The 14,607-nt window shown below is 51.8% G+C and carries 12 protein-coding genes; 7 read left to right on the forward strand and 5 right to left on the reverse strand.

What is annotated here, in order from left to right; all coding sequences use genetic code 11:
- Window positions 1–300 precede the first annotated feature (300 nt).
- A complete protein-coding gene (locus tag ATY27_RS03070; RefSeq protein ID WP_208932695.1) occupies window positions 301–630 on the reverse strand; it encodes a hypothetical protein in 330 nt (109 codons plus the stop codon).
- A 66-nt stretch (window positions 631–696) separates the two neighbouring features.
- The gene (gene polA, locus ATY27_RS03075) at window positions 697–3,492 is read right to left on the reverse strand and encodes a DNA polymerase I (protein WP_208932696.1); all 2,796 of its coding nucleotides are present in this window, start codon (window positions 3,490–3,492) and stop codon (window positions 697–699) included.
- A 555-nt stretch (window positions 3,493–4,047) separates the two neighbouring features.
- Between polA and ATY27_RS03080 the strand changes: the two genes are divergently transcribed.
- Both ATY27_RS03080 and ATY27_RS03085 read left to right on the forward strand, forming a co-directional pair.
- Window positions 4,048–4,446 (forward strand): cytochrome c5 family protein, encoded by a 399-nt coding sequence (locus tag ATY27_RS03080; protein WP_208932697.1) that lies wholly within the window; start codon window positions 4,048–4,050, stop codon window positions 4,444–4,446.
- Window positions 4,447–4,738: 292 nt separating this feature from the next.
- Complete coding sequence (locus ATY27_RS03085; protein ID WP_208932698.1) at window positions 4,739–7,336, forward strand: diguanylate cyclase; 2,598 nt, start codon at window positions 4,739–4,741, stop codon at window positions 7,334–7,336.
- On the opposite strand, the gene rep is transcribed toward ATY27_RS03085, so the two are convergent.
- Window positions 7,310–9,325, reverse strand: a complete 2,016-nt coding sequence (gene rep, locus ATY27_RS03090) for a DNA helicase Rep (RefSeq protein WP_208932699.1) — start codon at window positions 9,323–9,325, stop codon at window positions 7,310–7,312. The two genes, ATY27_RS03085 and rep, sit on opposite strands and share 27 nt — an antisense overlap.
- A gap of 252 nt (window positions 9,326–9,577) precedes the next feature.
- On the opposite strand from rep, the gene ATY27_RS03095 reads away from it, so the two are divergent.
- The 5 genes from ATY27_RS03095 to ATY27_RS03115 all read left to right on the forward strand — a co-directional run bounded on the left by ATY27_RS03095 (window position 9,578) and on the right by ATY27_RS03115 (window position 13,150).
- Window positions 9,578–9,838 (forward strand): accessory factor UbiK family protein, encoded by a 261-nt coding sequence (locus tag ATY27_RS03095; protein ID WP_208932700.1) that lies wholly within the window; start codon window positions 9,578–9,580, stop codon window positions 9,836–9,838.
- A 9-nt stretch (window positions 9,839–9,847) separates the two neighbouring features.
- Window positions 9,848–10,000 (forward strand): hypothetical protein, encoded by a 153-nt coding sequence (locus ATY27_RS03100; RefSeq protein WP_208932701.1) that lies wholly within the window; start codon window positions 9,848–9,850, stop codon window positions 9,998–10,000.
- 31 nt (window positions 10,001–10,031) lie between these two features.
- Window positions 10,032–10,787, forward strand: coding sequence for an alpha/beta hydrolase-fold protein (locus tag ATY27_RS03105; RefSeq protein WP_244151430.1), 756 nt, complete (start codon window positions 10,032–10,034; stop codon window positions 10,785–10,787).
- 106 nt (window positions 10,788–10,893) lie between these two features.
- A complete protein-coding gene (locus ATY27_RS03110; RefSeq protein WP_208932703.1) occupies window positions 10,894–12,414 on the forward strand; it encodes a catalase in 1,521 nt (506 codons plus the stop codon).
- A 142-nt stretch (window positions 12,415–12,556) separates the two neighbouring features.
- A complete protein-coding gene (locus ATY27_RS03115) occupies window positions 12,557–13,150 on the forward strand; it encodes an ankyrin repeat domain-containing protein (RefSeq protein ID WP_244151400.1) in 594 nt (197 codons plus the stop codon).
- A 12-nt stretch (window positions 13,151–13,162) separates the two neighbouring features.
- Here the strand turns inward: ATY27_RS03115 and ATY27_RS03120 are convergent, their stop codons facing one another.
- Together ATY27_RS03120 and ATY27_RS03125 are read right to left on the reverse strand one after the other, a co-directional pair.
- The gene (locus ATY27_RS03120; protein WP_208932704.1) at window positions 13,163–13,510 is read right to left on the reverse strand and encodes a RidA family protein; all 348 of its coding nucleotides are present in this window, start codon (window positions 13,508–13,510) and stop codon (window positions 13,163–13,165) included.
- Window positions 13,511–13,655: 145 nt separating this feature from the next.
- Window positions 13,656–14,471: a DUF2884 family protein gene (locus ATY27_RS03125; protein ID WP_208932705.1), complete on the reverse strand. Its 816-nt coding sequence runs from the start codon at window positions 14,469–14,471 to the stop codon at window positions 13,656–13,658.
- Window positions 14,472–14,607: the final 136 nt, after the last annotated feature.

Below are 14,607 nucleotides of genomic sequence, written 5' to 3' on the forward strand. Positions count from 1 at the left end.
AAAGAAAAAACCGGCGGTTCAGAGAACAGCCGGCATAGCAAACGGGGAGAAGCTATTTAATAAATTTCAAATCAACAGGGTGTCTTACGAAGAAGACAGGGCCATTATACAGCAATTTTCCATTGTTTGAAGTATTTGCTCTAAAATATCTAATAAATTTTCAGAAAAAGACAAAAAAAAACGCCCCACTGCAAGCAGTGGGGCGGCTAAATAAGCCTACTTTCTATGTAGAATCAATCACTAATGCTTGAAACCACCGAAAGATAGAACATCTTACCTCTGTACCCTACGCCTTTGATTCTACTCATGACGGTTTAAAAAGCAAGCGCATTTCGTAATAAAATTACAATTATTGCTTGTTTTTTCGTCTTTTGCTGAATTTACGTAATTAAACAACCTTTTAGCTGCGGGCAAACAAAATGTTGGCTGTTGGCTGTTGGCTGTTGGCTGTTGGTTGTTGGTTGTTGGTTGTTGGCTGTTGGCCTGTGCCGGCCTGCTTATTGCGCGGCTTTCTTTGATACTTCCCGTCGACGGTTGTCTTGTAGTTTCTTGGCTGGGTAAGTGGGATAAGGTAAAAAAAGCCCCGGCAATCGCCAGGGCTAAATGGGTGTCGTACCAGGAACGGGACATGTTCACCGTTAATCAGAGTGACCGCTTGCAGAAAAGTTCAGCACCGCGCCGAAATTTTCCAGGTTTTTAATGTGCCTGATCCCAGTTATCGCCAGAACCGGCTTCAGCCAGCAATGGCACGTCCAGTTGAACTGCGTCTTGCATCAGTTGCACCAGTCGGCTCTGGTGATCCGCCAGCGTCGCTGCACTGACTTCAAACACCAGTTCATCGTGCACTTGCATGATCATCAGGATCTCTGCTGGATCCTGTTGTTGCAGATAAGCGTCCACACTGAGCATGGCGCGTTTAATAATATCGGCGGCAGTACCTTGCATCGGCGCGTTGATCGCCGCACGCTCAGCACCTTTGCGCCGGCCCATATTTTTACTCTGGATCTCCGGCAGATATAAACGCCGGCCAAACAGGGTTTCAACATAACCCAGTGCATGCGCTTGCTCGCGGGTGCGTTCCATATAGTCCAGTACGCCGGGGAAACGGGCAAAATAGGTATCAACATAATGTTGCGCTTCGCCGCGGCTGATATCGAGTTGCTGTGCCAGGCCAAACGCGGACATGCCGTAAATCAGGCCAAAGTTGACCGCTTTGGCGCGGCGACGTTGTTCAGTCGTTACCTCATCCAGACTGACACCAAATACTTCTGCAGCGGTCGCGCGGTGAATATCGCGGCCCTGCGCAAAAGCATCCAGCAGTGCTTTGTCCTGTGACAGGTGCGCCATGATGCGCAGTTCAATTTGTGAATAGTCAATCGCCAGAATTTTCTTGCCAGCCGGGGCGATAAAAGCCTGCCGAATGCGGCGGCCTTCTTCGGTGCGGATCGGAATATTCTGCAGATTGGGCTCGGTTGAGCTCAGACGACCAGTTGCCGCCACCGCCTGATGATAAGACGTGTGTACCCGTCCGGTTTGCGGATTAATGCTTTGCGGCAATTTATCGGTATAAGTGGATTTCAGCTTAATCAGACTGCGATGCTGAATAATAACCCGCGGTAATTCATATTGTTGTGCCAGTTCGACCAACACATCTTCGGCGGTCGATGGTACGCCGCCCGGCGTTTTTTTCAGTACCGGCAGTTTCTGTTCATCAAACAGAATTTCCTGCAGTTGTTTTGGCGATGACAAGTTAAATACTTTGCCAGCGGCCTGATGCGCCTGGATCTCCAGTTCACTGATCCGCCCGGCCAGAAATTCACTTTGTTTTCCCAGTAAAGCGGCGTCAATCAAAACGCCATTGCGTTCCATGCGAGATAAGACGCTGAGCAGGGGCATCTCAATGTCACGGAATACTTTCGCCGGGCCTTCAGCCTGCTGCAATAACGGCCACATGGCTAAATGCAGCTGCAAAGTGACGTCCGCATCTTCAGCGGCATATTCAGCAGCTTTTTCCAGCTCAATCTGATTAAACGTCAGCTGCTTACTGCCTTTACCGGCAATGTCTTCAAAGGATATTGGCTGATGCTGCAGGTGACGCTCGGATAGACTATCCATGTCGTGACGGCCAGAGACACTGTTCAGCGTATAGGACTCGAGCATGGTATCGAATAAAATACCATTTAACTCAATGTCATAGCGGGCCAGTACGCTTTTATCATATTTCAGATTCTGGCCCACTTTGGCGGCCTGCGGATCTTCCAGCCAGGTTTTCAACGTGGCCAGCACCGCATCGCGCGGCAACTGCTCCGGTGCACCGAGATAATCATGTCCGACCGGCAGATACCAGGCCTGGCCCGGCGCGATGGCAAATGACATGCCGACCAATTCGGCCTGCATATAATCGAGGCTGGTGGTTTCAGTATCAAAGGCAACTAAAGTCGCGTTTTGCAGCGTAGACAGCAATTGACGGAAATCGCTATCGGTCAGGATAGTCTGGTACTGACTGCGGTCTATGGCAGAGACAGGGGCGGCGGTTGTCTCAACTACCGCGCGGCTGTCGCTGCTTGCTGCGGCAGCGACAGCCGGAGCCTCAGCGCCTGCATGTTTTTGCTGGGTCAGTATTTCGCTGTGCCAACGTTTAAATTCACAGGTGGCAAACAGCTCGGCCAGTAATGCCAGATTGGCAGGCTGCACATGCAATTCGTGAAATGCCTGCGGCAAATCGACGTCGATTTTGATCGTTGCCAGCTGATAAGACAGTTCAAGCTGCGCCTGATGTTCACGCATTTTTTCGGCGATAGTTTTACTGCCGCGAAAACCTAGTGCGGCAATGTCATCCAGCCGTTGGTAAAGCTCGGCAATGCTGCCAATGCCTTGCAACATTGCTTGTGCGGTTTTTTCTCCGACACCGGGTAAGCCCGGAATGTTGTCGGCTTTGTCGCCCATCAACGCCAGAAAATCGATGATCAGCTCAGGACCGACGCCAAATTTTTCTTTGACGCCATCCGGATCCAGAATAGTGTCGGTCATGGTATTGATCAGCGTGACATGGGCGTTAACCAGCTGTGCCATGTCTTTGTCGCCGGTGGAAATTAACACGTGCCGGCCCTGTGCGCTGGCCGTTGCAGCGAGCGTACCAATCACGTCATCAGCTTCGACACCGGAAATGCATAATAGTGGTAATCCCATCGCCCGGATGATCTGATGCAACGGTTCAATCTGACTGCGCAGATCGTCCGGCATCGGTGGGCGGTGTGCTTTGTAATCGGCATACATTTCATTGCGGAAGGTTGGGCCTTTGGCATCAAACACCACGGCCATTTGTGTCGGATTGTACTGACGCAATAAGCTTTTTAACATGTTAACGACACCATAAATGGCGCCGGTGGCTTCGCCGCGGGAATTAGTCAGATGTGGTGGCGAATGGTAAGCACGAAACAGGTAAGAAGAACCATCGACCAGGATCAGAGGATCAGCAGGGATCTGCGGCATAGCAGGGACTCCGGGAAAATTTTGCCAAGAATGCCATAAGCGTTACCAGACAACCAGTCAAAACACTAACACGCTCTTGTGGATATCTTGTGAATATGTCTGTGAAAAAATTCTTGATATGCGAATTTACACCGTCGATTAAAATCGACAATGTGAAGGTAAAGTGATGTTTTTTAAGAAAAAACTAAGGGGGAAACAACCGGGCCCTTGTTATTATTCTTTACTTCCTGATTGTGGAAAACAGATTTTTCCACCTCGTTGACTGGGTACGTGTTAGTGTCAAAATTAGAGACACAAAGCAGGCAACGGGAAAATAGACTACCACAACCACAGCGAATGCAAAGCGGAAAAATCAAAAATAATTTGCTTGATTTGGGAGTCAGTTTTCGATGCGTTCGATTAGGGATCCGCAAAGATCCGGACCTTGATCCGGTTTTTTGTTATAGATCACACTGATGCGACAGATGTTCGGTTGCAGGGCTTTCACATTCTGTCAGCGCAACGCTATAATGCCCTGAAATTTGTAAGGCATTTAATCCCCGGGGACCCCGATCAATGAAAAAAATCACTGTTGCTGTGGCCATGCTGAGTTTTGCCGTACTGGCGCAAACACCAGCGGAAGACAAAAACCTGGAAGAATTAAAATCGCGCATTGCCCCAGTTGGTCAGGTGTATCTGGCAGGTTCAGAGCCGGTAGCGGCGAAACCAACAGGTCCACGCACTGGTGAGCAGGTCTATCAGGGCGCTTGTTTTGCCTGTCACGCCACCGGCGCGTTAGACGCTCCGAAAAAAGGTGATGCGGCAGCCTGGAAACCTCGTTTGGCGCAAGGGCTGGAAACGCTGCACAAACATGCGATTGACGGGATCCGTGCGATGCCACCACGCGGTACCTGTGGTGATTGTTCAGACGATGATATTATGAATGCCATCAAATTCATGACGGAAGGTCTGTAACCCATCCGTAACGAAAAAAACCGCCGTCCGGCGGTTTTTTTTCGTCTGATCTGCGGCCTGATCAGGTCAAATCGACGTCAGTAAAAATCTTGTTAATTCCGATCTGTCGTTTGCATATGATTTACGCAAACGCCGGTTATCGCCAACATGTCGTCAACAATAACAAAAACGTCTAAAAATCCAGCCAGAAATCGCCAGTGCGCTCTTTCCTCTGTTTAATCTTTGTGCATAATAGGACCGGTTCTGTATAAAGATCCGACCACCGGATCAATAACGAAAAAAAGAGCGTCCGTTGAAGGAATTAACTCCACACGCTACGAACCGGCAGCATTCCGGCCAAATTCGTCGCCTGACATCTCTGTTAAAGAAATACCAGCTTGCCTATGCTGTGCAGCAGGCGTTGCTGAATTTGTCAGAGCTGGCCAGCACACTGACCGATATGGCTCAGTTCTATCCAAAAATTCATAGTCTTGTAAATCAACATCTTGCAGCAGATAACTTCTTTGTTGTGTTAATAGATCAGCCCAGTGGCCGGTTTCAGGTTGAATATTACGCCGATGAAATGGATTCGCTGGATGCCGGACAGCTCGACCCGGCCGATTTTGCCAAAGGCATGACCGGCTATGTCTGCCGGACCGGTCAGCCACTGCTGTGTGACGCCAATAAATTCCGCCAGTTGATCGCCGCCGGCGATATCGAATCTCAGGGCACACCCAGCCACCATTGGTTGGGCGTGCCATTGCGCCGGGGTCAATTAGTGATCGGCGTGATGGCCGTGCAGCTTTATGAAGACGGCCGGCTCTATGAACAGCATGACGTCGATTTGCTGACTGAAATTGCCATGCACACTGTGACAGCCATTGATCGGGTGAAAAGCCGTGAGTTGCTGGAACAAACGGTACGTGAACGTACCCGTCAGTTACAAAATACCAATCTGTCATTGCAGCGTGAGATCCGCGAGCGCAGCAATGCCGAAAAGTTGCAGGCGGCGTTGTATAAGATCTCCGAACTGACGGCTACTGAGCCGGATATGACGGCATTTTACCGGCAAGTACACCAAATCCTCAGCGGCCTGATGCCAGCCGACAACTGCTATATCGCCCTGCTGGATGAAAGCGGCAAGACGCTGAGTTTCCCATTCTACGTGGACCAATATTGTCCGCCAGCAACGGAACGGCCGCTACGCAAAGGCTTCACCGAATATGTGCTGCGGGTTGGCGAAGCTCGCCTCATCAACAAAGAGCTGTCTGACTTGTTAGTGGCGCAGGGCGAAGTGATCCGCCTGGTGCAAGACAATGGTGGTAGTCCGCTGCCTCACGCCACCAGCTGGTTAGGCGCGCCTTTATTGATGGAGCAACAGGCTTTAGGCGTGATCGCCGTGCAGTCCTATCACCAGGATTATATTTATGGTGATAACGAGCTGAATATTCTGCGTTTTGTCTCGCAACACATCGCTGTGGCGATTCAGCGTCGCCTGAACATCGAACAACAAAAACTGCATCAGGAAGATCTGGAACGCAAGATCTTTGAACGCACACGTGAACTGCGTCAGACCAATTTGTTTTTGCGCCTGCAGGTAGAAGAACGGAAAAAAGCCGAAGAAAAGTTATTCCACGAAGCCAATCATGATGCGCTGACCGGGCTCGCCAACCGGCAGATGTTTATGCTGCAGTTAAAACAAAAGTTTGCGCTGCGTAATCGCGAATCGAATCTCAAATTTGCGCTGTTATTCATCGATTTAGATCGGTTTAAGCTGATCAATGACACCATGGGCCACCATGCCGGCGACGCCTTCCTGATTGAGATCAGCAAACGTTTATTACTGACCGTGCGTGAGCATGATTTAGTCGCACGGTTAGGCGGTGACGAATTTGTTGTGTTGTTGACGCAGTTACAGCAAGAAGCTGATGCAGAAGATGTTGCTGACCGGATTATTGAAGCCGTACGTCAGCCGATGGAATTACAGGGTCAAAGTCTGTACTCCGGCGCCTCGATCGGCATTGCGCATTATGATGCCAGTTACACCAATGCCGACGGCATGCTGCGTGATGCCGATGCAGCGATGTATCAGGCAAAATCGCTCGGTCGCAACCGGTTTGTCATTTTTACTGAATCGATGCGTCAGCAGTTATTGCAGGAGTTATCACTGGAACAGGCACTGCATCAGGCCGTGACTGAACAACAATTTTCGGTGGCCTACGACCCCATCGTATGCAGCGAAAAACACCATACGCTGGGTTATGCCGCCCGGATGCAATGGCAGCACCCGCAGTTAGGGTTGCAGCAGGATTTCTGTCAGCAAGCCGCGCAGGCGGGCGTGCTGGCACAAATCGAGCTGCAGCTGTTACAACAGATTCTGGATTTACTCAGTAGCCAGCCGCAACCGGCGGTGATTTGTCTGCCACTGTGTGTGCAGCACCTGACCCATCCGGTGCAGTTTGATCGTTTGCAGAAGCTGCTTGCCGCCCGACCACAAGTGCTGCATCGGTTGAGCCTGGGATTTGCCGAATTTGAACTGATGAAGCTGAATAACACCGCGCTGAGTTATCTGCATAATCTGAAAAGGTTAGGAGTGCGGCTGACGCTGGAAAATTTCGGCGCCGATATGATGCCGCTTGGCTTGCTGACCGGTTATCCGTTTGATTTTGTGCGCTTGGAAGCCAGTTTTTGCCGCAGTCTGCTGCGTCAGAGCCAGAAACGTCAGTTGCTTGACTTGCTGATCACGCTGGCGCAAAACTATAAATTCCGCATGATCGCCGACGGTATCGACGATCATGCTGTGCGTGAACTGCTGGTCAATGCCGGTTGTTGTTACCTGCAAGGCCAACTGGTGAAACAGTTGCAGCCAGCGCAGCAGCAAGAATCAGTCTTTCTTCAGCAACTGGCGTAAACGGTCCAGATGCGCCAGGCCGGTTTGCTGGCGCTGTTCTTCAGTTTTCACCGGTGCCGCTTTCGCCCACTCCAAATCATCCTGTGGTAATTCATCGAGAAAACGGCTTGGTTCTGGTTTGATCACTTCACCATATTGCCGCCGTTCGCGGGCATAGGTAAAAATCAGTTCGCGCTGGGCGCGGGTGATACCCACATAAGCCAGCCGGCGCTCTTCTTCGACGTTGTCTTCATCAACGCTGGTCTGGTGCGGCAAAATACCCTCTTCCATCCCCACCATAAAGACATAAGGAAACTCCAGGCCCTTGGAGGCGTGTAAGGTCAGCAGCTGCACCTGGTCGGCGTCATCCTGTTGCTCCTGTCGCTCCATCATGTCACGTAGTGTCAGTTTGGTGACGACTTCTGCCAGTGTCATTGGCTCGTGTTCTTCGTCGCCTTTGAGCATCTCGGTGATCCAGCGAAACAGCTCGTTGACGTTTTTCAGCGCCATTTCTGCCGCTTTCGTACTGGCACTGGTTTCAAACAAATAAGCTTCGTACTGGCTTTGGCGGATCAAGTCCCGCACCGCTTCGGCCGGCTCTGCCCGGATCGCATTGTCGGCCAGCGCGACTATCCAGTTGGCAAAATGGCGCACACAAGCGAGGCTTTTCGCGGATAATTCGTCCGACAGTTCTGGCGCACAGCAGGCGTCAAACAAGCTGATATGCAGCTGATTGGCCAGACTGCCGATTTTCTCCAGCGTCGCAGCGCCGATTTCGCGTTTGGGCGTGTTGATGATCCGTAGCAGCGCATTGTCGTCATCCTGATTCACCAGCAGGCGCAGGTACGCCATGATGTCTTTGATTTCACTACGGGAAAAAAACGACGTGCCGCCGGAAATTTTGTAAGGAATGCGGTTGGTCATCAGCGCTTTTTCAAACACCCGGGCCTGGTGGTTGCCGCGATACAAAATGGCATAGTCGCGGTACTGGCTGCGGTTTAAAAACCGGTGCGAAATGATTTCTGCCACCACTTTTTCCGCTTCGTCTTCTTCGTTGCGCGTCGGCAACACTTTCAGTGGCACGCCATAGCCCAGCTCGCTGAACAGCGCTTTGTCATATTCGTGCGGGTTGTTGGCGATCAGAATATTGGCGGCCTTCAGAATGCGCTCGCAGGAACGGTAATTCTGTTCCAGTTTAATCACCCGCAGATTGGGGAAATCTTTGCCAAGCAACACCAGATTCTGCGGTTTGGCGCCACGCCAGGAGTAAATCGACTGGTCATCGTCACCGACCACGGTAAAGCGCTGGCGTTCGCCAACCAGCCATTTCACCAGTTCGTACTGACTGGTGTTGGTGTCCTGATATTCATCGACCAGTAAATAGTGGATCTTCTGTTGCCAGCGCGTCCGTACTTCGACATTGGACGCAAACAACAAAGTCGGCACCATGATCAGGTCGTCAAAATCCAGTGCGTTGTAAGCGCGCAGTTGCTGGGCATATTGCGCATAGATGTTGGCAAAACTAATCGACTGCGCGTCGGTTGCGCGGGCCAGCGCTTGCTGCGGCAGCATTAAATCGTTCTTCCAGCTGGAGATTTTGCTTTGCAGCGCGCGCAGCAAATCTTTGTCGCCGAGTAGTTCGTTTTCGGTCAGTTCTTTCAGCAGTGCCATGCTGTCCTGATCATCGAACAACGTGAAATTGGCTTTATAACCAATGGCTTTGTGTTCTTTTTTGATGATCTCAAGGCCCAGCGTGTGGAAGGTCGACACGGTCAGGCCACGCAATTTGGTCCGGTCGAGTGTATGCCCAATCCGCTCTTTCATTTCACGGGCGGCTTTGTTGGTAAAAGTCACCGCAGCGATATGCCGGGCCGGCATCTCGCACTCTTCAATCAGATAGGCAATTTTATTGGTGATCACCCGGGTCTTCCCCGAGCCGGCGCCCGCGAGTACCAGACAAGGTCCGGCGATATATTTCACCGCGTCATTTTGTTGCGTATTCAGTTTCATCAGAGTTTTCAGTCACAAAAAGCCGGGTGGTCCGGTCAGGCGCCGCTCGTAGCAGGCAGATGGCGCTTTGGTGGTCGCGCAGCTGGTCGCGTACCTTGTCGCATAAGAGTGCGCTAGTGTAGCCCAAAGCAGACAGCATCAGAAGATCCGGCATTTTAATTCAGCGGGCCAGCCTTGAAAAAACAGTCGCCAGCGCCATGTACAGCCCTTACACTGAGGCTTCAATCACGACCTCAGTTCAGGGAGTCTGACATGCTGGATCCGAAAAAAATTGAAGACATTGCGCGCCAGATTGGCGCCTCTATTCCACCGAAATTCCGTGAAGTGGCCGATGACGTCGAAGCCAAGGTCAAAGCAGTGCTGCAGGCCAAACTGAGTTCGCTGGATTTTGTGTCACGGGAAGAATTTGACGTGCAGCGCCAGGTGTTATTGCGCACCCGTGAAAAACTCGAAGTGCTGGAATTGCAGGTGCAACAACTGCTGGCTGCTCAAGCCACTGATAAAACTGAATAAGGAGCTATCGTGGACGATTTTGACCTGGATTTAGATCATCTGGATTTTGATGCTGCAGCAGAAAACAACGCGGCAAAACTGGCAGCAGCAGACGCAGCTGCCGCTGCGGCAGAAGCGTTACCGGACGAAGACGATTGTGCCGGCGGCGCCTGTAAAATCTAAGCTGGCCCGAGGGGCTGTGGCGCTGGCTTTGGTGCTTTCCTATAGCCTGCTGGCCGGTTGGTCAGTGCCTGGCCTTGCTGCCACGGCAGACTGGCAGCGGATCCACAGCCCGCAACTGCAATACGACCTGCAATATCAGGTGATACCTAGCCCCGGTTACCAGCCTGGTGATCCGGTGCTTTATGTCACCGACGGCGCCTGGTATGCCGATCCGGGCCAACTGCCTGAGCTGATCCAGCAATTGCGTCATGAAAACAAGATCCGACCCTTGTTGCTGGTGTTGGTGGATGCGCGCGATCCGGCGGATTTATCCGTCAACCGGCGGCACCAGCAATTTATGTGCAATCAACAGTATGCGGCGTTTTTCCGCGATACTTTGCTGCCCGCCATACAAACCCAATATCAGCCATCGACCGCACGAACGGACCGGGTGATCCTCGGCCTGTCCTTTGGCGCTATTAATGCCGCTTGTTTTGGCCTGTTGCTGCCCAATCAGTTTGGTAACCTGGCGATGCAATCGCCCGGCAATAAAGACCATCTGGCGGTACTGACCAAACTCTATCAACAACAGCCGTTGCTGCCGCTGAAGATGTCGTTGTCTTTTGGCACCCTCAACGACAACCTTGGTGCCGGCCGGAAATTCCATCAGTTATTGCAGAAAAAAGGTTATGCGGTGGCTTATCAGGAAGTGCGTTTTGGCCATAACTGGCACAACTGGCAGCCTTTGTTGGACGATGTGCTGCTGCACTTTTTTCCCGCAACAACTAAGGCATCGACTGACAATTAATCATATTTAACGATTGCATATATTTATTTATATCATTTTTTTAATTCATTGAGTGTCCCTAAGCTGAGCAGGCAGGAATGAGCTGACTCAGACAGAGGACAACAACATGTACAAAAAAACGTTAGTCGCGATAGCGATACTCACTCAGATAAGCGGTAGTTTCACCCTCCAGGCGCAAACCCTGACCAAAGACAATGGCGCAGCAGTCGGTGACAACCAGAATTCCATCACGGCAGGTCCAAACGGCAGCACCTTGCTGCAAGACGTGCATTTAATCCAGAAATTACAACGCTTTGCCCGTGAGCGGATCCCGGAGCGTGTCGTCCACGCCCGCGGTACCGGCGCCCACGGCGAGTTTGTCGTCACTCAGGCCATTCCGGATTTAACCATCGCCAGTCTGTTTGCTGAAGCCGGGAAAAAAACGCCGGTGTTTGTGCGGTTCTCGACCGTGATCCATGGTAACCACAGCCCGGAAACGCTGCGCGATCCACGTGGTTTTGCCACCAAGTTTTATACCGATCAAGGTAACTGGGATTTAGTCGGGAATAACCTGCCGGTGTTTTTTATCCGTGATGCGATCAAGTTTCCGGACATGGTGCATTCACTGAAACCGTCACCGGTTGACAACATGCAGGATCCGAACCGCGTGTTTGATTTTATGTCGCAAGACCCGGCGTCGACCCATATGCTGACCCAGGTCTATTCCGACCTCGGCACGCCGGCCAGCTACCGCGAAATGGATGGTTTTGGTGTGCATGCCTTTAAATTCATCAATGCCAAAGGCGAGACGACTTATGTGAAGTTTCACTGGAAATCACAGCAAGGCATCAAGAGCCTGAATGCAGATCAGGTCGCTAAAGTGCAGAGCATGGACTTTAACCACCTGACGCGTGATTTATACAAAGAAATCAACGCCGGCAATTTCCCGAAATGGGACCTGTATGTGCAAACGCTGCAGCCGGAACAGCTGGACGACTTCAGTTTTAACCCGCTGGACGCGACCAAAGTGTGGCCCGGTGTGGCAGAGACTAAAGTCGGCACCATGACGCTGAACCGGATGCCGGATAACTTCTTTCAGGAAACTGAACAGGCCGCATTTGCGCCAGCCAATTTAGTGCCGGGCATTGAGCCGTCGGAAGACCGTCTGCTGCAAGGCCGCATCTTCAGTTACAGCGACACGCAAATGTACCGGCTTGGCGCCAACCATCAGCAATTGCCAATCAACCGGCCATTGGTTGCCGTCAACAGCAACAATCAGGATGGCGCGATGAACTATGGCAACACCAAATCGAATGTGAACTACGAGCCGAGCAGCATCGAGCCAAAACCAGCACTGGCAGCGGCCCGCGCTGTGGCGACGCCGCTGTCGGGTACTGTGCAGCAGCAAATTATCGCCAAGACTGACAATTTCAGTCAGGCCGGCGAGTTCTACCGGCAGCTGGACAAAACCGCGCAGCAGAACCTGGTACGTAATCTGGCCGGTGATTTAGGCGCAGTGCGCGACAGCAGCACCAAACACAAAATGCTGGCGCATTTTTACAAGGCCGATGTGAATTACGGCACTGCGCTGACCAAAGCGGTCAGAGGCGATATCAAGACTGTGAAAGCGCTGGCGGCAACGCTGTAAGCCAATGGTCAGGTCCCGTCACAGGCAGGGGTGGCGGGGCCTTCTGAGTGTTTAAGTCCTGCGGGGCCCTTTGGCTCCTTCCTGCAATTAGGGTTGGGCTTCGCAGGCATTTTTTGGTCAGAACAGCTCCGGGAGATTTCAGATGAAAACAAAGCGACAGCTGATCGCAGCATTATTCGTGTTGATGTTCGCCGATGTGGCAGCGGATCCGTTGCAGCCTCCAACGCAGATGGCACCAGCGAAGGCCGCAGAACAGCGCGTGACCGAGCAGCAGGAAGCCACGCTGGCCGAATTAAGCCGCTATTTTTTTGCTGCCGCGCGTAGCGGTGAAACGGCGGTATTAAAAGAGTTCTTACAAGCTGGCGTTCCGGTCGATATGCCCAATGATGGCAGTTATACCGCGCTGATGATTGCGGCTTATCAGGGCCAGGCTAGTGCCGTGGACTTATTACTGAAGGCTGGAGCAGATGCCTGTATTCGTGACAAAAGAGGCCATACCGCTTTAATGGGGGCGATGATCAAAGCCGAATGGGGCATTGCCAGGCAGTTATATGCCATTGATTGTGACCAAGCGAATACCGCAAAAGCAACAGACGCCATCACCGACAAAAGTCAGATGACGGCAGCACAGTTCGCGGAGAAATTTGGCCAGAGTGAGAAATTTAAAGCGCTGGCAACTCAGTTGCAGTCAGCTGAAGCAAAGCACGCTTCGAGCTCTGGCGCCGGTCAGCCCTAAGCGCAGCTTGGCTTAACCGCGAAATGCGGTAACTTTGATTTCGATTTTCCAGGCCGGATCGGCCAGGCGTGCTTCGACCGTGGCACGCGCCGGAGCCTGACCGGTGGCAACCCAGCCATCCCAGGCCTGATTCATGCCGGTATAGTCCGCCATATCGGCCAGATAAATAGTGGCGTCGACGATATCCGCTTTGCTGGCGCCGCAGTCCGCCAGTAAGGCATCAATTTGTGCCAGCACATCGGCAGTCTGACCCTGAATATTCAGGCTGGTATCGTTTGGCACCATGCCGGCGCAAAAAATAAAACCGCCGGCGATCACGGCTTCGGAATAACGGGTTCCCGGTAAAATACGCTGGATCATGATTGCTCTTCGCTATAGTTGCTGTCCGCTGAAGTTGCGCTGTTTTAGCAGTTGGTTGCGGTACTGGCAAGCGTAAAAAAAGCCCCGCTTTGGGCGGGGCAACGGGTGTTGAGAGGTTTCAGCAAACTCTCGTGGGAAATAAACCTTATTCAGCGCTGTTAGTTTTGTCGGTGTCAGCCCGGTCTTCTTTGGTTGAAACCTGAATTAAATCAAACTGCTGCATCGCCGGTACTTTGGCCTGAATTTGCGCTTCCAGACCATCTAACTGTTGCAGCGAGCTGCAGATTTGCTGGCCACGGGCTTCCAGTTGTTCGCCGCGGACATTCATATCCGCTTCCAGTTCGTCGCCAAATTTTTCCATTTTCTGACCGAAGGCTTCCATTCGTTGTTCAAAATTGCCTTCACCGCTGCTCATCGCTTTGCCCACCAGCATCAGCGCATTGCCGGTGATTTCGGCCACTGATTCTTCAATGGCTTTGGACATTTCGTCGTCAAAACCGTTGTCGATGCCTGCCAGTTTGCTGCCGTTGATGCGGATACTGTTGTCGCTGCGCAGCAAAATCTGATCAAGGTTGGTGCGCATCTTGTTCAGGGCACGGTCGATATTGGCCTGGGCTTCACCGTTGTCGACTTCAAATTGGGCCATCACACGGGTCAGCGCTTCGGAAGCCATCGACACGGCGTCGGCGACCAGCGTCACGGTTTGTTCTGCATTGTCACGCAGGCCGGCCTGATACTGTTGTAATAACACGGCGGTAGACGCATCGGTATCGACTGACTGATTGTTGATCCAGAGTTGCCCTTGATCGCTGATGCGCCACAGCGGATTGTCACTACGCAACAGCTGCACATCAGCGCGTTGCACTAATAAATCGTCGTGTAATTCCAGTGAGCAGTTCTGATCAGATTCGTGTGCCATCGCGATTGAGCTGAATAAAGTAGCAGCAATTAACAGTTTCATAAGTCCATTCCTTCTTCATTGTGGGTGATGACGTCAGGCCTGGTCCGGCTGAACCTATGCTGACTGTTACAGATACCTGGACATCGCAAAGGCTGTGCCAAAGATTATCATGTTGATTTGTTTGAATAATATTTTT

The sequence above is a fragment of the Rheinheimera sp. F8 genome (assembly GCF_001518915.1).